General features: G+C 64.7%; 17 protein-coding genes and 1 pseudogene. 11 read left to right on the top strand and 7 right to left on the bottom strand.

Going from position 1 to position 20,369, the window contains the following annotated elements:
- Positions 1–192 precede the first annotated feature (192 nt).
- Both OKW40_RS21075 and OKW40_RS21070 read left to right on the top strand, forming a co-directional pair.
- Complete coding sequence (locus OKW40_RS21075) at positions 193–1,884, top strand: sensor domain-containing diguanylate cyclase (RefSeq protein WP_429356802.1); 1,692 nt, start codon at positions 193–195, stop codon at positions 1,882–1,884.
- A 172-nt stretch (positions 1,885–2,056) separates the two neighbouring features.
- Positions 2,057–2,323: a hypothetical protein gene (locus OKW40_RS21070; protein ID WP_018419782.1), complete on the top strand. Its 267-nt coding sequence runs from the start codon at positions 2,057–2,059 to the stop codon at positions 2,321–2,323.
- A 61-nt stretch (positions 2,324–2,384) separates the two neighbouring features.
- Here the strand turns inward: OKW40_RS21070 and OKW40_RS21065 are convergent, their stop codons facing one another.
- Both OKW40_RS21065 and OKW40_RS21060 read right to left on the bottom strand, forming a co-directional pair.
- Positions 2,385–3,701 carry an ATP-binding protein gene (locus OKW40_RS21065; protein ID WP_184059533.1) on the bottom strand — a complete coding sequence of 439 codons (1,317 nt, stop codon included), beginning with the start codon at positions 3,699–3,701 and terminating at the stop codon, positions 2,385–2,387.
- The gene (locus OKW40_RS21060) at positions 3,685–4,410 is read right to left on the bottom strand and encodes a response regulator (RefSeq protein ID WP_090803560.1); all 726 of its coding nucleotides are present in this window, start codon (positions 4,408–4,410) and stop codon (positions 3,685–3,687) included. Before OKW40_RS21060 ends, OKW40_RS21065 begins: the two co-directional genes overlap by 17 nt.
- 218 nt (positions 4,411–4,628) lie before the next feature.
- Here OKW40_RS21060 and OKW40_RS21055 point away from each other — a divergent pair, with 218 nt between their 5' ends.
- The gene (locus OKW40_RS21055) at positions 4,629–5,162 is read left to right on the top strand and encodes a periplasmic heavy metal sensor (RefSeq protein ID WP_090803559.1); all 534 of its coding nucleotides are present in this window, start codon (positions 4,629–4,631) and stop codon (positions 5,160–5,162) included.
- Positions 5,163–5,296: 134 nt separating this feature from the next.
- Here the strand turns inward: OKW40_RS21055 and OKW40_RS21050 are convergent, their stop codons facing one another.
- Positions 5,297–6,007 (bottom strand): pirin family protein, encoded by a 711-nt coding sequence (locus OKW40_RS21050; RefSeq protein ID WP_018419778.1) that lies wholly within the window; start codon positions 6,005–6,007, stop codon positions 5,297–5,299.
- Positions 6,008–6,617: 610 nt separating this feature from the next.
- On the opposite strand from OKW40_RS21050, the gene OKW40_RS21045 reads away from it, so the two are divergent.
- The 5 genes and pseudogenes from OKW40_RS21045 to OKW40_RS21025 all read left to right on the top strand — a co-directional run bounded on the left by OKW40_RS21045 (position 6,618) and on the right by OKW40_RS21025 (position 11,653).
- Positions 6,618–7,394: an ABC transporter substrate-binding protein gene (locus tag OKW40_RS21045; protein WP_429491336.1), complete on the top strand. Its 777-nt coding sequence runs from the start codon at positions 6,618–6,620 to the stop codon at positions 7,392–7,394.
- A gap of 274 nt (positions 7,395–7,668) precedes the next feature.
- Entirely contained in the window at positions 7,669–8,358 is a 690-nt protein-coding gene (locus OKW40_RS21040; protein WP_184007926.1) for an ABC transporter permease, read from the top strand.
- A complete protein-coding gene (locus OKW40_RS21035; RefSeq protein WP_018419774.1) occupies positions 8,355–9,068 on the top strand; it encodes an ABC transporter permease in 714 nt (237 codons plus the stop codon). Before OKW40_RS21040 ends, OKW40_RS21035 begins: the two co-directional genes overlap by 4 nt.
- A 39-nt stretch (positions 9,069–9,107) precedes the next feature.
- Positions 9,108–9,887 (top strand): ABC transporter ATP-binding protein, encoded by a 780-nt coding sequence (locus tag OKW40_RS21030; RefSeq protein ID WP_184021339.1) that lies wholly within the window; start codon positions 9,108–9,110, stop codon positions 9,885–9,887.
- A 613-nt stretch (positions 9,888–10,500) separates the two neighbouring features.
- A pseudogene (locus OKW40_RS21025) lies at positions 10,501–11,653 on the top strand (porin).
- A gap of 183 nt (positions 11,654–11,836) precedes the next feature.
- On the opposite strand, the gene glnK reads toward OKW40_RS21025, so the two are convergent.
- Together glnK and OKW40_RS21015 are read right to left on the bottom strand one after the other, a co-directional pair.
- Positions 11,837–12,175, bottom strand: a complete 339-nt coding sequence (gene glnK, locus OKW40_RS21020) for a P-II family nitrogen regulator (RefSeq protein WP_013088783.1) — start codon at positions 12,173–12,175, stop codon at positions 11,837–11,839.
- 102 nt (positions 12,176–12,277) lie between these two features.
- The gene (locus OKW40_RS21015) at positions 12,278–13,990 is read right to left on the bottom strand and encodes an NAD+ synthase (RefSeq protein ID WP_429491334.1); all 1,713 of its coding nucleotides are present in this window, start codon (positions 13,988–13,990) and stop codon (positions 12,278–12,280) included.
- 150 nt (positions 13,991–14,140) lie between these two features.
- On the opposite strand from OKW40_RS21015, the gene OKW40_RS21010 reads away from it, so the two are divergent.
- Positions 14,141–15,310, top strand: coding sequence for a GNAT family N-acetyltransferase (locus OKW40_RS21010; protein ID WP_429362085.1), 1,170 nt, complete (start codon positions 14,141–14,143; stop codon positions 15,308–15,310).
- A 10-nt stretch (positions 15,311–15,320) separates the two neighbouring features.
- Entirely contained in the window at positions 15,321–15,638 is a 318-nt protein-coding gene (locus OKW40_RS21005) for a GIY-YIG nuclease family protein (protein ID WP_429356798.1), read from the top strand.
- A 6-nt stretch (positions 15,639–15,644) separates the two neighbouring features.
- On the opposite strand, the gene OKW40_RS21000 is transcribed toward OKW40_RS21005, so the two are convergent.
- Both OKW40_RS21000 and ppa read right to left on the bottom strand, forming a co-directional pair.
- Positions 15,645–17,741: an FUSC family protein gene (locus tag OKW40_RS21000; protein WP_429491332.1), complete on the bottom strand. Its 2,097-nt coding sequence runs from the start codon at positions 17,739–17,741 to the stop codon at positions 15,645–15,647.
- A 288-nt stretch (positions 17,742–18,029) separates the two neighbouring features.
- Positions 18,030–18,557, bottom strand: coding sequence for an inorganic diphosphatase (gene ppa / locus OKW40_RS20995; RefSeq protein WP_129958864.1), 528 nt, complete (start codon positions 18,555–18,557; stop codon positions 18,030–18,032).
- 295 nt (positions 18,558–18,852) lie between these two features.
- Between ppa and OKW40_RS20990 the strand changes: the two genes are divergently transcribed.
- Positions 18,853–20,292 (top strand): aldehyde dehydrogenase family protein, encoded by a 1,440-nt coding sequence (locus OKW40_RS20990; RefSeq protein ID WP_429407056.1) that lies wholly within the window; start codon positions 18,853–18,855, stop codon positions 20,290–20,292.
- The last annotated feature ends 77 nt before the right edge of the window (positions 20,293–20,369 follow it).

The raw sequence follows: 20,369 nt of genomic DNA, 5'->3' as shown, positions 1-20,369 counted from the left end.
CCCCGCGACGGTTAAAATCGGGAAACGACGTACCTGTTTATCAGCGGATCATCCCGGGCATGGCGACGGCGCAGCGCACCTCGCTCGCGACGGGACGAAACCGCAGCTGATGCAGATAACGACACAGCGTTGAGAGCGCGCTGCCCACGAACGAGCAAGTTGCATGTCACAGCCAGACGGATCAGAGGGTCGATGAACAGGACAACCTTGCGCCAGGTAGCCGGGCCGGTCAGCTTCGTGCTGATCGTACTCGTCTGCTGGTTCGTGGCTGGCATGGTCGCGGACCGGATGGTACAGCAAGAGCTGGACGCGGCGTTGCACACGCAGCGGCAAATGTCCACGTCGATCGTCGACAACATGGCTGAAGTGATTGCCAGCGACCTCGCGATGTCCCGCGCCATCCCCGCAACCATGGCCGAAATGGACGTGGTGCAGCGTGCCCTCGTGCAATCGCAGAATTATGCCGTGAACAGCGAGGCGGCGGAACCCGCTTTGCGAGCCGCCTTGCTCAAGGATCCGAAGATGGCCGGGGTCAGCAGGTTCCTGCACGAAGCGCAGGGCTTCTCCGGGCTCGATCAGGTCTGGATCGTCAACGCGAACGGCATCTGTGTTGCGTCGAGCGGCACGATGTCGAACCCCGAGGGTGCGCAGCAATCGTTCGTCGGCGTGGACATGCGCGCGCGCGGCTATCTGACCAACGCGCTGCTCGGCGCATTCTCCGAAGCCTACGGCGTGGGTCGCGCGAGCGGCGAGCCGGGCATCTTCATCGCCGCGCCGGTGTACGCGGACGGGCTGCTGGTCGGCGCGGTGGTCGCGAAGGTCGGCATCGCGCGGTTGCGCCACTGGGTCGCGCACGCGGGCACCTTCGTGTCCGACGACAACGGCGTCATCATCATGGCGCACAACAGCGCGCTCGAAGGCCACGCGTTGCCGAACTCGCGCGTCACGCTGATGAGCCCCGCCGAGCGGCGCATCATCTACCGCCGGGAGACGTTCCCCGACATGCTGATCCGCGAAGACACGCAAGTGCGTGAGCAGGCGCCGTGGGTGCCGGCGTCGGTCGCCGCGCAGCTGTTCGGCATGATCGAACGGCCGGCCCCGGCTCTCTATCAGAACCGCGGCGGCCTGAACTCGGGGCTCTCCGCGCACCTGGTCGATCCGCTCGCCGCGTGGCCGGAGCTGCTGCGCAACCACAAGCGCGACCACCTGCTGGTGTTCCTGACGCTGGCCGGCACCGTCGCGCTCGCGTGGGTGATCACCGTGTCCTACGTGCGCGAGCGGCGCCACCATCGCGCGACACGCGATCTCGCCGAGCAGTTGCAGTCGGCCAATACGCTGCTGTCGGCGGAGGCGCGGCACGATGCGTTGACCGGCGCGCTGTCGCGGCGCTATTTCCTCGACCTGCTACGCCACGAGATCGATCGCGCGCACGCGGGGCGCGAGCCGCTGTGCATGGCGATCGCCGATCTCGACCACTTCAAGCAGATCAACGACCGCTTCGGCCACGCCGCCGGCGACCGCGCGCTCGAACATTTCGTCGATACGTGTCGCGCCGAGCTGCGTGGCTCCGACGCGGTCGGCCGGCTCGGCGGCGAAGAGTTCGGCCTGCTGCTGCCGGCCACCGATCTGACGGGCGGGCGCGAGGTCGTCGAGCGTCTGCGGCTGCGGTTGAAAGCGGTGCCCTCGCCGAAGCTGCCGGCCTCGGCGGGGCTGAGCGTGAGCATCGGCATCACCGAACTGTCGCCCGACGATCTGCCCGAGCGTCTCATGAGCCGCGCCGATACCGCGCTGTATGCGGCGAAGACCGGCGGGCGCGACCGCACCGAAGCACTGCCGCCCGACGATACGGCGCCGCCTACGCGCACCGCGGTGAATGCCTGGTGAATGCCTGACGCTCGCCGAAAGATTCAGCGCGCGTCGGTATCGCCCTCTCCGCTCAGCCAACCCACGCCGACACCCTGCCCCGCGCTGAAAACGACGCCGAGCCTCCCGCAACGAAGCAGGTATCATCAATCCTGATATCGGATTGTCACTACCGCACTAACGGGAGATTCGCATGAAGGGAAATCTGGTGATCGTCTGTCGCGATCACGACGCCGATGCATTCGACCATCTGCTCGCCGAATACGGCGCGTTCCAGACGCGTCTGTCGTCGACCGCGTGGTATCTGAAACTGGAGGTCGCGCCGGAACTGATTCAGGAGGAAATACTCGCGCGCCTCGGCAAATATACGACACACTATATCTTCGAGGCGGAATCGGTGACGTGGAATACCGTCGATAGCGAAACGGCGAACGCGTTGAACACGCTGTTTTCGGACTGAGCTCTCGCCGCTCGCGATGCCGACGCCTCGCGCGCGCATCGCGACGCCAACACCCCTGCTTCTACCAGGCGTTTTCCGAGGCGGTCGCGACCCGCGGCAGCACGTCGAACGGAAAACTCATCAACACCCGCAAACCGCGGCCGCCATGATTGCCGATTTCCCATTCACCGCCCGCGCGCCGCACGAGCCGCTCGACGATCGCAAGGCCCAGCCCGCTATGGCCGTTGCCGCCTCGCGCCGGATCGAGCCGCACGAACGGCCGGCTCGCGTTGATCAGGTCCTGGGCGGCGATGCCCGTGCCGCTGTCGCTAATTGATAGCGTAAAGCTCTGCGGTGTGCGCGCGGTCGCGACGACCACCGGCGGCGCGCCATACGCATGCGCGTTGTCGATCAGATTCGACAGAATCCGGTCGAGCGTGGCCGCCGGCAGCAGAAATGACGGCCCGGCGTTCAGTTCCGTGTGCACGGTCGACGCACTGCTGGCCACCGCCCGATAGCTGCGCACGACACGCTCGCACTGCGCATCCACTTCCACGGGTTCGCTGCGGTCCGCGCCGTCGTGCGCGAACAGCAGGAACTGCTCGACGATATGCGTCATCGAATCGACGTCGCGCACGACGCCGTCGCGCGTCTTCGCGTCGTCCATCATTTCGGCGCGCAGTCGCAGACGCGCGAGCGGCGTCTTCAGGTCATGCGCGACACCGGCAAGCATCACCGCGCGATCGTTCTCGGTGCGCGCGACTTCCTGCACCATCTGATTGAAGCCATGGGTGAGTTGCCGCAACTCGCGCGGCCCGCGCTCGGGCACCGGCGGCACCGGCAGCCCGCGACCGAAGCGCGCCACCGCCTGCGCGAGCAAGCGCAGCGGCCGCTGCAGCGCCCACGCGGCGAACAGCGCCGCCATCACCGCAAACGAGAAAATGATGACGAGCCACAAGACCGTGCGGTCGAGCGAGCGCGGCATGCGCAGCGGCTGCACCGGCACGACGATCCAGTTCTGATCGGTCACGGCGCGCACCCATAGCATGGGTGGAGCGCCGGGTGGACCGACGCGCACCTGGGTGTCGGCCGGCATGCGGTCGCGCACGTCCTCGACGAAACGCGCGAGCGGCGGCGGCATGTTCGCGCTGGCCGCCGGCACGTCCGGACTCGCCGGGTCGACCAGCTTCACACGCGACGGCAGCGGTTGATCCGGTGTGCGGGCGACGTGCTGACGCACCGCGTCGACGAGGAAGGTCGCTTCCTCGACGGCGTAGCGCGTTTGCAGTTGCGAACGTTCGAGTCGCATCAGCGCATACCACGCGAAATGCGACAGCAACAGCACCGCGACGACGAGCAGCGCGAGCCGCCCGAACAGCGAATCAATGGGCCGACGCATGCTGCTCGCCGTCCGGCACGAACACGTAACCGCGGCCGCGCACGGTCTGGATGAAGCGCGGCGTGGATGGATCGGTTTCGAGAATGCGGCGCAGGCGCCACACCTGCACGTCGATGCCGCGGTCGGTGCCGTCGTACTCGGGACCGTGCAGCAGTTCCAGCAGGCGCTCGCGCGTGAGCGTGCGCATGGGGTGATTGACGAAAATCTTCAGCAGCGCGAACTCGCTGCCCGACAGCGCGAGCGGCTTGTCTTCGAGATGCAGCGTGCGCGACTGGAAATCCAGCGTGAAGCGGCCGAAGCTGAACGGCTCGCGCTGCTCGGGCGCGGCCGCCGACGGCAGCGTGCGGCGCCGCCGCAGCACCGCCTGCACGCGCGCGAGCAGTTCGCGCGGATTGAACGGTTTGCCGAGGTAATCGTCCGCGCCGAGTTCGAGCCCGACGATACGATCGACGTCGTCCGCACGCGCGGTCAGCATGATGACGGGGATATCGTCGCCCGACGCACGCAACTTGCGCAGCGCGGTGAGGCCGTCCACGCCGGGCATCATCAGGTCCAGCACGATGAGGTCGGGGCGCTCGCGCTCGAGGCGCCGTTCGAGCGAGCCCGCGTCGTGCAGCACCGAAACTTCGATGCCCTGACGGGCGAGATAGTCGCGCAACAGATCGCGCAGTTCGACGTCGTCGTCGACGACCAGGATTTGAGTAGCCATGGAATGAAGTTTAACGCGCAGCCAAAAGGGATTTCGTTTTCCAAACGGTCTGAAGGGTTACCGGGTGTTACGGTGAAAGCCACACGTAATTGCTGGTAATAGCGGCGTCCGGGCGCGTAACACAGCGGCGCACGCGGTTCTCTACGCTGTGCCTTACCGAGTGCAGGCAGTCCAAAGACCGGTTGCTTCGTCGGCTATTCCATTACAAGGAGCCTCATATGTCCACCAAAAAGATGTCGCGCGTTCTCGCCGTTGCTGCCACCGCTCTCGCCATCGGCGCTGGCGCCGCTTACGCCGCCCAACCCGCCGAGCAGGCGCACGGCGGGCCCGGCGGCTGGCATGGCCACTTCATGAAGGAACTGACCCAACTCCACGACCGGCTGAAGCTGAACGCGGATCAGGAAAAGCTGTGGCAAAACGCGCTCGATACGATGAAGCAGAACCGCGAAGCGATGCGCGCCAACCACAAGCAGGTTCAAGATCAGTTCAAGGCCGCACAGCAACAGCCGATCCTGGATCTGAACGCGATGGCCGCGACGCATCAGCAGATCGAGCAGAAGGACGCGCAACTGCGTCAGCAAACCACCGACGCGTGGCTGAAGTTCTATAACGGCCTGAACGACCAGCAGAAGACCACCGTCAGCACGGCGCTGAAGCAGCGCTTCGCGCGGATGGAGCAGCGTCACGAGAAGATGCGCGAGCGCTGGGAGCATCACAAGGGCGCCGCGTCGGCGCCGGCCGCCAATCAATAAGCGGCGCATTCGCGAGGCGGACCAGGGAGGGCGCCTCGCTAATAGAAAAACGCCACGGAAGAGGTTTTCCGTGGCGTTGCTGTTTGGCGCTGCTCGCCGCTCGATCGGCGGCCCGCGCGAATCAACCGCCTGAATCAGCCGTTCAACTGACCCAGATCGAACAGCAGCACTTCCGCGTCGTCGCCCTTTTCCAGCGTCACCGTGTCGACGTCGCTGAGCTTCGCGGCATCGCCCGCCTCGAGCACCGTGCCGTTCACGCTCAGCGTGCCGCGCGCGACGTGCAGATAGCCGAGGCGCCCCGCCGGCAGCGCGAACGTCGCGTGTTCGGCGCCGTCGAACAGTCCCGCGTAGATCGACGCGTCCGCATGGATCGTCACCGAGCCGTCACGGCCGTCGGGCGACGCGATCACGCGCAGGCGGCCGCGCTTGCTGTCGGCGTCGAAGCGCTTTTCCTCGTAGCCGGGCTGGTCGCCCGCGCGGCGCGGGATGATCCAGATCTGCAGCAAGTGCGCGAGTTCGTCGCGCGACGCGTTGAACTCGCTATGCTGCACGCCGGTGCCCGCGCTCATGCGCTGCACGTCGCCGGGACGGATCGTCGAGCCATTGCCCATGCTGTCGCGATGCGCGAGCGCGCCTTCGAGCACATACGTGACGATCTCCATGTCGCGATGCCCGTGCGCGCCGAAACCCTGACCGCCGGCGATGCGGTCTTCGTTGATCACGCGCAGCGGCCCGAAGTGCACGTGCTCGGGGTCGCGGTAATCGGCAAACGAGAAGCTGTGATACGAGTCGAGCCAGCCGTGGTTGGCGTGACCGCGTTCTGCGGAGCGGCGAATCTCGATCATGGAAAGTCTCCCGGTAAGTAGTCAATCAGAGCGATGTTGGGAATGTAGGGGTTGCGCCCCCCCATAACAATCGTGCGCAACCGCACCGCAGCGTTCCATCGCTGCATGCAATCGCGCGACCGGCGAGCCCATCGCGCGGAAAGCCCGGCGCCCGGATGCCCCGCGCCCGGCAGCCCGGCGCCCGGCAGCCCGGCGCCCGCAAAACCGCGCCGGCGTCGCGCACGCACAACGCGTTGCACGGCGTCTTGCCGCTCGATGCCGCGCTGCGCTGGCAGCTTGCCGCTCTTCGGGTAAAATACCGCGCTTTTCAACCCGCGTGGACGTCCCGCGGGACGCGCAGGCCGCGCCGGCAAGCCTCGGCGGGCGGGCCGCAACCGGTGTGCGACGGGCTTCGACTCGGCACCAAACCGTGCGAGCCACGCCCGATAAGCACCGAACGCGCCGCACCGGCGCGCCACGTCGGACGAACCCGCCCGCGCAAGGACGACCAGAGCGCGGCGACGATCCCTGCGGCACGTCAATTTTGACCGCCTAGAATACCGACCGTCGGCCCTCGGCCGGTGCTCGTCGAGTCGTGTCATTACGACGATCAGTTTGATTCAGGAGAAACATGAAGAAGTTCGCACTGTGCGTGGCTCTGGCAGTCACGGCCACCGGCGCGATGGCGAAAGAATGGAAAACGGTGCGCATCGGGGTCGACGCAAGTTATCCGCCATTCGAATCGAAGGCGCCTGATGGCGACATCGTCGGTTTCGATGCCGATCTGACCCGCGCGCTGTGCGCGAAGATGAACGTGAAGTGCGTGTGGGTCGCGCAGGATCTCGATGGCATCATCCCGGCGCTGAAAGCTCGCAAGTTCGACGCGATCATTTCCTCGCTGAGCGTCACCGACAAGCGCCGCGAGCAGATCGACTTCTCCGACAGGATGTTCGACGCGCCCGCCCGCATGATTGCGAAAACCGGTTCGCCGCTTCTGCCCACCCCTGAATCGCTGAAAGGCAAGCACGTCGGCGTCGAGCAGGGTTCGACGCAGGAACAGTACGCGAAGGCCTGGTGGGAGCCGAAGGGCGTGCTCGTCGTGTCGTACCAGAATCAGGACCAGGTGTACGCGGATCTCGCGTCGGGGCGCCTCGACGCCGCGCTGCAGGACGAAGTGCAGGCCGACGCCGGCTTTCTGAAGACGCCGCGCGGCAAAGGGTTCGCCTGGGCCGGTCCGGAAGTGAAGGATCCGCAGACGATCGGCGAAGGCACCGCGATCGGTCTGCGCAAGGGCGATGCCGAGCTGAAGGCGAAGTTCAATCAGGCGCTCGCCGAGGTTCATCAGGACGGCACGTTCAAGAAGCTCGAAAAGCAGTACTTCGATTTCGACATTTATCCTGGCCGTTGAGCGAAACAGGCAGGATACTGCGCAGTAAGCCGGCTCGTGCCGGTGGCGGTGAAAGCGGCAACGAAGGTGGCGACACCAGGCAGTAGATTCAAAACAATCCGAGACGAAAGTCCCACAAGCGCGCTGCAGGAGCACCAACGTTTCTGCAGCATGATTTGCACAGCGGCACGCTGTGCGCCGCGGATCACGGCGAGCCAGGCGCTCGTCCCCGACGCGGCGCTACGCGGGCCGCGTCTTTCGCGGTGCGCGAGAAGCGCATCGTCGTGGACTACCTATGTTCCTTCAAGGCTACGGCCCGCTGCTTCTCAGCGGCACCTGGCAAACCGTCAAGCTGGCGGTGTTCTCGCTCGCGCTCGCGTTCGTGCTCGGCCTGCTCGGCGCGGCGGCGAAATTGTCGAAGAACCGTCTGTCGAACGGCATCGGCACGGTGTATACGACGCTCGTGCGCGGCGTGCCCGATCTCGTGCTGATGCTGCTGCTGTTCTATAGCATCCAGATCTGGCTGAACAACCTGACCGACGCGCTCGGCTGGGAGCAGATCGACATCGACCCGTTCGTGGCCGGCGTCGCGGTGCTCGGCTTCATCTACGGCGCGTACTTCACCGAGACGTTCCGCGGCGCGTTTATCGCGGTGCCGCGCGGCCAGCTCGAAGCGGGCGCCGCCTACGGCATGACGAGCTGGCAGGTGTTCTCGCGCGTGATGTTCCCGCAAATGATGCGCTTCGCGCTTCCGGGCATCGGCAATAACTGGCAGGTGATGGTCAAGGCGACCGCGCTCGTGTCGATCATCGGTCTCGCCGACGTCGTCAAGGCCTCGCAGGACGCCGGCAAGGGTACCTTGCGGTTCTTCTTCTTTACCCTGCTCGCGGGGGCGATCTATCTCGTCATCACCACCGTGTCGAACTTCGTGCTGATGTACCTCGAAAAGCGTTACTCGACCGGCGTGCGAAAGGCGGATCTATGATCGAGATCATTCAGCAATACTGGCGCAACTATCTGTTCACCGACGGCTATCGCTTCACCGGCGTCGCGATCACGTTATGGCTGCTGGTCGTGTCGATCGGCCTCGGCTTCTGCCTGTCGGTGCCGCTCGCGGTCGCGCGCGTGTCGAAGAAGAAATGGCTCGCGGGCCTCGTATGGCTCTATACGTATATCTTCCGCGGCACGCCGCTCTACGTGCAGCTGCTGCTGTGCTACACGGGTCTCTACAGCCTCGAGATCATCCGCAACAACGAGCTGACCAACGCGTTCTTTCGCGACGGCATGCACTGCACGCTGCTCGCGTTCACGCTGAATACCTGCGCGTACACGACCGAAATCTTCGCGGGCGCGATCAAGGCGACGCCCTACGGCGAGATCGAAGCGGCGCGCGCGTACGGCATGTCGTCGTTCACGCTGTACCGGCGCGTGATTCTGCCGTCGGCGCTGCGCCGCGCACTGCCCTACTACAGCAACGAAGTGATCCTGATGCTGCACGCGACCACCGTCGCGTTCACGGCCACGGTGCCGGATATCCTGAAGATCGCGCGCGACGTGAACTCCGCGACGTACCAGTCGTTCAATGCGTTCGGCATCGCCGCGCTGCTGTATCTGTGTATTTCTTTCGCGCTCGTGTGGCTGTTCCGCCGCGCCGAGCGTCGCTGGCTCGCTTACCTGCGGCCGCAAGGCAAGTAACTGCGCGTCCCTGGACAAGCAAGCTCGTTAAGGATCCTGATGAACTCCAAGAAGCAGAAGCTCTTCGTCGACGAGCTTCACAAAAAGTACGGCGACAACGAAGTCCTCAAGGGCGTGTCGCTGAAAGCCAATGCCGGCGACGTGATCAGCGTGATCGGTTCGTCCGGTTCGGGCAAGAGCACGATGCTCCGCTGCATCAACTTTCTCGAACAGCCGAACGCGGGGCGCATTTTCGTCGACGGTGAGGAAGTGCGCACGCAGACCGCCAGGGACGGCGCGTTGCGCGTGTCGGACCCGAAGCAGTTGCAGCGTGTGCGCACCAAGCTTTCGATGGTGTTCCAGCACTTCAACCTGTGGTCGCACATGAACGTGCTCGAGAACATCATCGAGGCGCCGGTGCATGTGCTCGGTCTGAAGCGCAAGGAAGCCGAGGACCGCGCGCGCGAATATCTGGAGAAGGTCGGTCTCGCGCCGCGTCTCGAGAAGCAGTATCCGTCGCATCTGTCGGGCGGCCAGCAGCAGCGTGTCGCGATCGCGCGGGCGCTGGCAATGCACCCCGATGTGATGCTGTTCGACGAGCCGACCTCCGCGCTCGACCCGGAGCTCGTCGGCGAAGTGCTGAAGGTAATGCAGAAGCTCGCCGAGGAGGGCCGCACGATGATCGTCGTCACGCACGAAATGGGCTTCGCGCGCAACGTGTCGAACCACGTGATGTTTCTGCACCAGGGCCGCGTTGAGGAAGAAGGCCATCCCGACGAAGTGTTCAGGAACACGAAGAGCGAACGTCTGAAGCAATTCCTGTCGGGCAGTCTCAAGTAATAAAATTACCCGCGACTTATGATGCGAATAGCATGGAAAATGTAGTCCATGTAGTTTTACAAGGCGCTTACGAGCGCCTTTTTCGTTTCTACCCTGCCCTTCCGCCCGGCCATTCGAACGACGAAAAAGCGCCGAAAATCCCACAAAACGGGCCGTTCAGGCCGAGTTTTCGCTCTACACTGCCACTTTTGACTCGTCAATAGTGGCAATCCTTAATGCGACCGCTTCCAGGCCGCGATTCCCTTGCCGGACAAGACTTTGCGCCTTTTCCCGAGGAACTGCTTCGGGTGCCGGCCCACATTCGTATTGCAATTTGGCGACACCCCTCGTGGACGGTACTAATTTCTTCTTCCAGTTAAAGTTATTTTTGATAAATTGGTAACCAAAGTAGCAAAACAAAGTTGATTAAAAGTAGTTTCACTTCAAAACACAGAGGAGAACCGGTCGGCGTGGGATCGGCATGACGCAAAGATAGCTCGACGCTACATGTCATGACAGGAGAATCCCTATCCACCCGCCACTCTCCCTGGTACCGCTTTCTGTTCGGTGCTTATCGCGTCCGAACACCACTCGCAGTACTGGGTTTCTTTTTTGACAGGGTATGGAGGAGAAGATGAAGAAAGCTTTGCTCGTCGCTGCGCTGATGTCGGCCGGCGTTGTTGCACACGCTCAGAGTAGCGTCACGCTGTATGGCCGTTTGGATGCTGGTCTCGAGTACATGTCGGGCGTCCCGACCGGCGCTAACGCCAACGGCGCGGCCAACACCAGCTCGAACCGCTTCAAGGCGGAAAGCGGCGACTGGGGCACCAGCCTGTGGGGCATGAAGGGTGTCGAGGACATCGGCGCCGGCAACAAGATCCTGTTCCAGTTGGAAGGCTCGTTCAACACGATGACGGGCGCAGGTCCCGGCGGCGGCGGTCTCTTCAATCGCTGGGCAACGGTCGGTATTTCGAACAACCAGTACGGTACGTTCACGATGGGCCGCATGCTCTTCATCTCGAACGGCGTGTGGGACTTCGACCCGTTCGGTCAGTCGAACTGGTCGTCGGCATCGCTGGTGCGTGGCCGCAACTGGCCGCAGTCGAGCAACAACTTCGCGTACCAGTCGCCGAAGATCGCAGGCTTTGACTTCTACGGTCAGTACGCGCTGTCGAACGCGACGAGCTGGAACGGTAACGGCTCGACGCCGCAAGGTCGCGAAGCTGGCGCGCAGGTCACCTACACCAGCTCGCTGTTCCAGATCCGCGGTCTGTACGACGAAATCCGCAACCCGGCGAACGGCGGTCTGTACGGTCCGCACCTCGACGTGATCAACGCGGGCAATGCGGCTGGCGGCGTATTTTCGGCATCGCGCGAGTACTCCGCTCTGCTGAACGTGTTCCTCGGCCAGTTCAAGATTCAGGCTGCTTACCAGGCAGTCCGTTCGGCAGGCGCAACGGGGGTTCTGCCCGCGTCAGCCGACCACGCTCGATCACGAATGGGGCGGTGTGACGTGGCAGGCAACGCCGGCTGCAGCACTGATCGCGGCGGTCTACCACGTGAACGGCAACAACGGCGCGGGCAATGCGACGATCTACACGATCGGCGGTTCGTACAATCTGTCGAAGCGCACGCTGCTCGACCTGCAGGCAGCGACGGTGCGCAACAGCCGCAATGCTAACTTCGGTCTGAACGCGAACAATGCGGGCTTCGCCGCTGCAACGGACAACCCGCTGCAAGGCCGCCAGCAAAGCGGCGTGTACGCAGGTATCCAGCACTCGTTCTAATCGAACGGTACGCCCCGAGGGTCATCCCTCGGGGTGCAATACAGGTTTCTTCGAGAGAATCTTTTTCACGCTGCTGCGAGAGGCGCGTATCGGTGCGATATCCGCAAGGGTATTGCACCGTTTTTTATTCGGCGCACGGTTTTTGCCGTTGCGCGCACCGGGCCGGTGCGTGATTGCGTCGGCTTATACCGCTGCTTCGTTCTCTTCGCCGGTACGGATACGGATGACGCGCTCGACGTCCGCGACGAAGATCTTGCCGTCGCCGATCTTGCCGGTACGCGCCGCGCCGATGATCGCGTCGATGACCTGATCGCACTGGCTGTCCGCGACCACGACTTCGATCTTCACTTTCGGCAGAAAGTCGACCACGTATTCCGCACCACGATAGAGCTCGGTATGCCCTTTCTGGCGGCCGAACCCCTTGACCTCGGTAACGGTCAGGCCGGTGAGGCCGACTTCCGCGAGGGCCTCGCGCACTTCGTCGAGTTTGAACGGTTTGATGACTGCGGTGATGCGCTTCATGGCGAACCTCGTCTCTTGATGGGAAGAGTGGAAAGGAAAAGGATGATTTTTATTCTACGCCGCGCCGGATGCATTGCGGCATCCGCGCGCGGGTGCCGTCTTTCACTCCACCGGTTCGGTGTAGCGCGACGTGATCGGATAACGCCAGTCGCGGCCGAACGCGCGATGCGTGACGCGAATGCCGATCGGCGCCTGACGGCGCTTGTACTCGTTGATCTTGATCAGGCGCGTGACGCGCTTCACGTCGTCGACCTGATAACCCGCCGCGATGATCTCCGCGAGCGAACGGTCCTCCTCCATATACATGCGCATGATCGCGTCGAGTACTTCGTATTCGGGCAGGCTGTCCTGGTCGGTCTGGTTCTCGCGCAGCTCAGCGGACGGCGCGCGCGTCAGAATCCGCTCGGGAATCACGTCGCGCGTCGCAAACGTGGTGGCCGCGTTGCGATAGCGGCACAGCCGGTACACGAGCGTCTTCGCGATGTCCTTGATCACCGCGAAGCCGCCGGCCATGTCGCCGTACAGCGTGCAATAGCCGACCGCCATCTCGCTCTTGTTGCCGGTGGTCAGCACGATCGAGCCGAACTTGTTCGACAGCGCCATCAGCAGCGTGCCGCGAATGCGCGCCTGAATGTTCTCTTCGGTCGCATCTTCGGCGCGGCCCGCGAACTCTTCGGCGAGCGAGCCGCGGAACGCGTCGAACATCGGCGCGATCGCGATCTCGTCGTAGCGCACGCCGACGCGGCGCGCCATCTCGGCGGCGTCGCTGGTCGAGATATCGGCCGTGTAGCGCGACGGCATCATCACCGCGCGCACCTTGTCGGCGCCGAGCGCATCGCATGCAACGGCCAGCACGAGCGCCGAATCGACGCCGCCCGACAGACCGATCAAAGCACCAGGAAAACCGTTCTTGCCGATGTAGTCGCGCACACCCATCACGAGCGCCGCGTAGACCTGCGCTTCGATCGACTGCTCCGGCGCGATCGCGGCCGGCAGCGGCGTGCCAGCGTCGAACTCGACGACAGCCGTGGCTTCCTCGAACTGCGCGAGCTTCGCGACGAGTTCGCCCCGCGCGCCGAGCACGAACGAACCGCCATCGAACACGAGTTCGTCCTGGCCGCCGACCATGTTCACGTAGACCATCGGAATACCGGTTTCGCGAATGCGCGCGCGCAGGATGTCGAAGCGCACCGCTTCCTTGTTCAGGTGGTACGGCGAGCCGTTCGGAATCAGCAGCACCTGCGCGCCCGCGGCCTTTGCCATCTGCGCGGCCGACGCATGCCACGCGTCCTCGCAGATCACGACCCCGTACTTGACGCCGTCGAGTTCGAACACGAACGGCTGCGGGTCGGAGGCGAAGTAGCGTTTCTCGTCGAACACTTCGGTGTTCGGCAGATCCTGCTTGCGATAGGTGCCCTTCACTTCGCCGTCGACGATCAGCGATGCCGCATTGAACGTATCGACTGGCGGCACGCCGCGCTCGATCGGCGCGTTTGCATTACCATGGCCGTTCGCCGGGCGGTGCGCGAGGTTGTCCGACCCGTCGCGCAGCGGATGGCCGACGATCACATGCAGACCGGTGAACGGCTTCAACTGTTCAGCGAGATCGGCCAACGCGGCCGCGCTCGCGGTGTAGAACGCGGGGCGCAGCAGCAGGTCTTCGGGCGGATAACCCGACAGCGCGAGTTCAGGCGCGACCAGCAGCTTCGCACCATCGCTGTGCGCGGCGCGCGCGGCGGCGACGATCTTCGCGACGTTGCCGGCGAAGTCGCCGACGGTGACATTGATTTGAGCAAGAGCGATTCGGGTCTTCATGGCAGGATCGACAGGCAAGCCTTCACGGCTCGCGGTACCGCGGCTCGATGGCTCGACGGGATTGAACAAACCGGATAAACGAACTCAACGAACGACGTGGCAGCTTCAGTTTCAGAGCGCCGCGCCGGTCATTGCATACAGTCACTCAGATTGAACCAGCAACGTATCGATTATCGCACGGGCATTCTGGCCTCGCCCTCCGAGGTGGACGCCGCCGAGTGGAACGCCCTCCTCGCCGCGCAGGCGCAGCCCACGCCGTTTTTGCGGCACGAGTTTCTGAGCGCGCTCAACGCGACGCAATGCGCGGTTCCCGACACAGGTTGGGCGCCGCAATTCGTCACGCTGACCGACGCGCGCACGGGCATGCTCGCGGCGGCGGCGCCCGTCTATCTGAAGGGACACTCGTACGGCGAGTACGTGTTCGACTGGGCCTGGGCCGACGCGTACAAGCGCAACGGCCTGCCCTATTACCCGAAGCTGCTGTGCGCGGTGCCCTTCACGCCGGTACAGGGCAACCGGCTGCTGTCGGCGAACGAGCATGCGTTGCGTCATCTCGCGGCCACGTTGATGGCGTTCGCCGAGCAGGCCGAGGTGTCGTCGCTGCATGTGCTGTTTCCGACGCAGAGCGAAGCGGACGCGCTCACCGATATCGGCATGATGCAGCGCGAAGGCGTGCAGTTTCACTGGCTCAACGACGGCTATCGCGACTTCGAAGACTTTCTGTCGACGCTCGAACAGAAGAAGCGCAAGAACATCCGCGCCGAACGGCGCAAGGTGCACGAGGCCGGCATCACGATGCGAAGGATCCGCGGCGCAGACATCGAGGATGCCGACTGGCGCTTCTTCAGCAAGTGCTATCGGCAAACCTATCGCGAGCATTTTTCGAGTCCGTATCTGAACCTCGATTTCTTCCGGATGATCGGCGCGTCGATGCCGGAGAATCTGCTGCTCGTGATCGCCGAATATGAAGGCAAGCCGATCGCGAGCTCGCTCGTCGTCTATCAGCGCGACGAGAAAACCGGCGGCACCTTGTATGGCCGCTACTGGGGCGCGCTCGAACACGTGCCGTGCCTGCACTTCGAAACCGCGTACTATCAGCCGCTCGAATTCTGCATCGAAGAAAAGCTCGGCGCATTCGAAGGCGGCGCGCAGGGCGAGCACAAGATGGCGCGCGGCTTTCTGCCCACGGTCACGCGCTCGACGCATTGGCTCGCGCATCCGGCGTTCGCCGATGCGGTCGGCCATTTTCTCGATAACGAAAAAAACAGCATCCACGCTTACGTGGACGAGCTGCGCGAACACAATCCGTTCAAAGGCTAGAAGCGCGGTTATGGCGTGGTTTCTCTATCTGCTCGAATGCTCGGACGGCAGCGTCTATACCGGCATCGCGACCGATGTCGCTGCTCGCTTCGACAAACATCTGAGCGGCACGGGCGCGCGTTATACGCGCTCGCGCAAGCCGGTGCGGGTGCTGGCGTCGTTCGAGCTGGCGGACCGGTCGAGCGCGTCGAGCGCCGAGTATTGGGTCAAGCGGCTCACGGCGGCCGATAAACGGGCGCTGGCGGCCGGGGCGTTCACGCTGCAGTCGGTGTTGCCGGTTGCAGCGGTGAATGATGTCGCGGAAGACGGCGAGCGTTCCGACGGCTGAGTCGTGCTACCCCCTCGCCTCCCGCATCCTCTCCGTCAGCAGCCGATGCACCCGCGCCAGCTCGCCCACCACATCTGCTTCCAGCGACGTCAATTGCTCACGAGCGGGTAACTCGAGCCGCACCGGCCGTAACGTGCGATTCAGCGCGGCCTCGATCGCCGCGCTGATCGCCTCGACCCATTCGTCGAGTTCGCTATGCAGGTCGCGACGGTTCGCGGTGAGGCGCAGCTGCGTCGCGGTGCCGGCCATCCGTCGCAGCAGGCTCAGCACCGTCAGCGTGACCGTATCGGCCATCGAGTCCTCGAGCTTTTCGAGCCGCACGCGGCCGAGCGCTTCCTCCGCGTTGTTGCTGGTGAGGCCCGCGGCGCGGCGCAATTGCTCGATCTCCTTGCCGCCATGCCGAGGCGCGTCGAGCGACGCGCGCAGATACGCGAGATTCGCGCGCACCGCGTCGCCGAGATAGACGCGCACATCGAGCTTCTCGCGCGTCGGCCATAGAAGGAACGTCGCGAGCAGCGCGAGCGCGCAGCCGAGCACGTTGTTGCCGAGCCGCGTCAGCGCGAACGCCAACTCGTTGGCGCCCGGCGTCGCGAAGTCGGCGACCAGCACGAAGCTCGGCGTCAGGAACAGCACGAACAGGCTGTAACTGACGGGGCGCAGCGCCATCGTCGCCATCACCAGCGGGAACACCGCGAGCGAGATGCCGAGCGGCGAATGAATCGCATAGCCGATCGCCGCCGCGAGCACGCCGCCGACGATACTGCCCGTCGCGCGTTCGATGCTGCGCGGCCAGGTCGCGGCGATCGACGGCTGCAGGATCAGCAGCGTGGCCATCGTGGCCCAATAGCCGAACGGCAGACCGAGCGCGCGAATCACGACGAAGCCCGCCGTCGTCGTCACGCCGACACGCGCCGCATGGCGCAAGCCGACCGACTGCCACGACAGGTTGGCCTTCAGCGTCGACCACGCGCGCGCCGTATAACGCGCGACGCACGCGCTCCACGGCTCGACGTGCACCTCACGCGGCGCGAAATCGACGAGCTCGAAACCGGATTGCAGCTTCACCGGTTCGAGCAACGCGCTTTCGAGCCGATGCGCGAGACGCCGCAGACGCGCCTGCAGGTCCGCGAGACGTTCCCAGCGCGCGTCGCCGGTCGCGCTGCCGATGTCGCTGAGCACTTCGCCGATCGCATTGAGCGAGCGCACCGCGCGTTGCGTGCGGCGCGAATCGTCGGGCACTTTCGCGCCCGCGCCCGACACCGCGATCAGATACGCGAACAGCGCTTCGCCATCGGTCAGCAGGCCGAGCAACGTGTCGTAGACGGCCGCCCCGCCCGCCTTCGATGCGGGCACGTTCGCGAGCGCATCGCGCGAACGTTCGAGCGACGCGCGCGCATCGGCGCGAAAGCGCGCGGCATGCGTGGCCCATTCGCGCGGCGCGGCACGTCCGCCGACAAGCCGCGCGCTGTCGAACGCGACATCGGCGAGGCGCAGATACACGGCGCGCAACGACGCGCGGCTCGCGCCGAATGGATGAATGCGCCACACGGTCAAGCTCAGCACGATCGCGAACAGACAGCCGACCAGATAGACGCCGAGAAACGCGACACCCGCGCGCGCGTCGTGCATCGGCCGATCGACCATCACGACGCAGGCGGTCGCCGCGAGGATCGTCACCTGCGACGTGGCCGCGCCCCAGATGCGGCCGAACGCGCCGAGCGTCGTGAACGCGAGCACCGCGAGCGCGGCCCACGCGGCACCCGAGGCGGACGCGAACGCGGTCATGCCGCCGCACAGCGTCGACAGCAGCGCGAAGCTCATCATCGACATGAAGCGCGCGCGGTTCGAGCCGGCGGCATCGGCGAGGCAGGTCCAGAACGCGCCGATCGCCGCCCACGCAAACACCGGATCGTGCAGCACGTTGCCGAGCGCGAGCATCGCCGTCGATGCGCACGCCGCCCTCAAGCCCTCCGACAGATTCGCCTCGCTCGCCGCGAACGACACCATCCAGACCGGCCGCTTGCGATAGATCGCGGTGACGACCGAATGCAGCCGGGTCGACCAGCGCGGCGATGTCGAGTGGGGCTTGCTGCGGTTCATCATCCGGACCGTGGTTCTTGAAGTGATGGAAACGCGCGTTGATGCCGTGAGTTCGCGCGCGAGGTCGTGCGGCGAATGATAAGGGTTTACACCTAAATATAAAAATGCGTTCCGTTCATCGGAGCGATGCATTCAGGTTATGCGCGCGAGACGGCACGTGCCAGACGAAGATCGCGGCGCTTGTTGCACGGTAGTCGAATGCCGCGCAAATCAGATGAAAAAACCGCGCGGTCCTTGCGGACTCGCGCGGTTTTCGTACTGCATGCAGCAAGCGGATGAACCGCGGCGCGCTTACTTCTTGTAGTTCGCCACGCCTTCGCTGATTTCCTTGTGGGCGGCATCGACGTCGGCCCAGCCTTCGACCTTGACCCACTTGCCCTTCTCGAGCGCCTTGTATTGCTCGAAGAAGTGCTTGATCTGGTCCTTCAGGTAAGCGGGCACGTCGTCGACCGACTTCAGGTTCGCCGTCATCGGGCAGATCTTGTCGTGCGGCACGGCGATCAGCTTCGCGTCGACACCGGACTCATCAGTCATCTGCAGCATGCCGAGCGCGCGGGCACGCACGACCGAGCCTGCCAGCAGCGGGAACGGCGTGATCACCAGCACGTCGACCGGGTCGCCGTCGCCCGACAGCGTCTGCGGAATGAAGCCGTAGTTGGCCGGATAGCGCATGCCGGTGCCGATGAAACGGTCGACGACGAGCAGGCCCAGGTCCTTGTCGGCTTCGTACTTCACCGGGTCGCTTTGCGCCGGGATTTCGATGATGACGTTGAAATCGTGCGGAAGGTCTTTGCCTGCGGGAACGTGATTGAAGCTCATGAGCGCTCTCTGAAGGGGATGGAAATCGGAAGGCGGCGAACGGCGCGCGGGCTGCGGATGCGGTGCGAACTGTGTGCGAACCGCGAACGTCGGGCACTGAAACCCTCTCGCCCCGAACGACGGGGCCGCGCACCGGACCGTACGGAATGCGCCATTATAGCCAATCGGCAGGTGGCATCCGCGGTCGGATCGGCGCGATAATCGGCTGGCGTCTCGCTTCGCGTCTCTACCGTTTTGTGTCTCCCCTTCGAACCCGCGCCGCCGCACGCCGGCCGCACGTCATCAAGGAGCATGCATGGAAGAAGCACGGCATTTCATCGGCGGCGAGTGGTGCGCCGCTTCCGGCGGCGAATCGATCGCCGTACTCGATCCCTCGGACGGCCAGCCGTTCACGCGCATCGCGCGCGGCACCGAGGCCGATATAGACACCGCCGTGCACGCCGCACGCGCAGCGTTCGACGGCGCATGGGGCGCGCTGAGCGCCGCCGAGCGCGGCCGCGTGCTGTACCGGCTGTCGCTGCTGGTGGCAGCGCGCCAGGAAGACCTTGCACGGCTCGAAGCGCGCGACACCGGCAAACCGCTCAGGCAGGCGCGCGCCGACGCCGCCGCCCTGACCCGCTACTTCGAGTTCTACGCCGGCGCGGCCGACAAGCTGCACGGCGAAACCCTGCCTTACCAATCCGGCTACACGGTGCTGACGATCCGCGAGCCGCACGGCGTGACCGGCCACATCGTGCCGTGGAATTACCCGATGCAGATCTTCGGGCGCAGCGTCGGCGCGGCGCTCGCGACCGGCAATGCATGCGTCGTCAAACCGGCCGAGGACGCGTGCCTTTCCGTGCTGCGCGTCGCAGAGCTCGCCGCCGAGGCCGGCTTGCCGGCCGGTGCGCTGAACATCGTGACCGGCTATGGACACGAAGCGGGCGCCGCGCTCGCGCGTCATCCGGGCATCGATCACATCTCCTTCACGGGCTCGCCCGAAACCGGCAAGCTCGTCACGCAGATGGCCGCCGAAAACCACGTGCCGGTCACGCTCGAACTCGGCGGCAAGTCGCCGCAAATCGTGTTCGCCGACGCCGATCTCGACGCCGCGCTGCCGGTGCTGATCTCCGCGATCGTGCAGAACGCCGGGCAAACCTGCTCGGCGGGCAGTCGCGTGCTGATCGAGCAGGCGATTTACGAGCCGCTGCTCGACAGACTCAGCAGCGCCTTTCAGGCGTTGCGCGTCGGGCCGTCGAATGCCGACCTCGACTGCGGACCGCTGATCAGCGCGAAACAGCAGCAACGCGTGTGGGACTTTCTGTCGGACGCGCAACACGACGGCATCGCGATGGCCGCGCACGGCGAGGTGATTCCCGAAGCGCCTGAAAGCGGCTTCTATCAGGCCCCGACCTTGCTGCGCGACGTGCCCGCGAGCCACCGCCTCGCGCGCGACGAAGTGTTCGGTCCGGTGCTCGCCGCGATGTCGTTCCGCGACGAAGCCGAAGCGCTCGCGCTCGCGAACGGCACGCGGTTCGGGCTCGTCGCCGGCATCTGGACACGCGATGGCGCGCGCCAGATGCGCCTCGCCCGACGCGTGCGCTCGGGCCAGGTATTCATCAACAACTATGGCGCGGGCGGCGGCGTCGAATTGCCGTTCGGCGGCGTCAAGCATTCGGGACATGGTCGCGAGAAAGGCTTCGAGGCGCTGTATGGCTTTACGGTGCTGAAGACGATCGCGATCCGGCACGGCTAGCGGGTGCCGTAGGGCTCGCTCGCGATCGGCGCGAGCAGCACGTTACACGCAACAACGCATCGCTCTATCCATCACAA

It is taken from the genome of Paraburkholderia sp. RAU6.4a (assembly GCF_050435625.1).
In the GTDB taxonomy this organism is placed as follows: domain Bacteria; phylum Pseudomonadota; class Gammaproteobacteria; order Burkholderiales; family Burkholderiaceae; genus Paraburkholderia; species Paraburkholderia tuberum.
The sequence above is the reverse complement of the archived record's forward strand: the minus strand, read 5'-3'. Positions and strand labels throughout refer to the sequence as shown.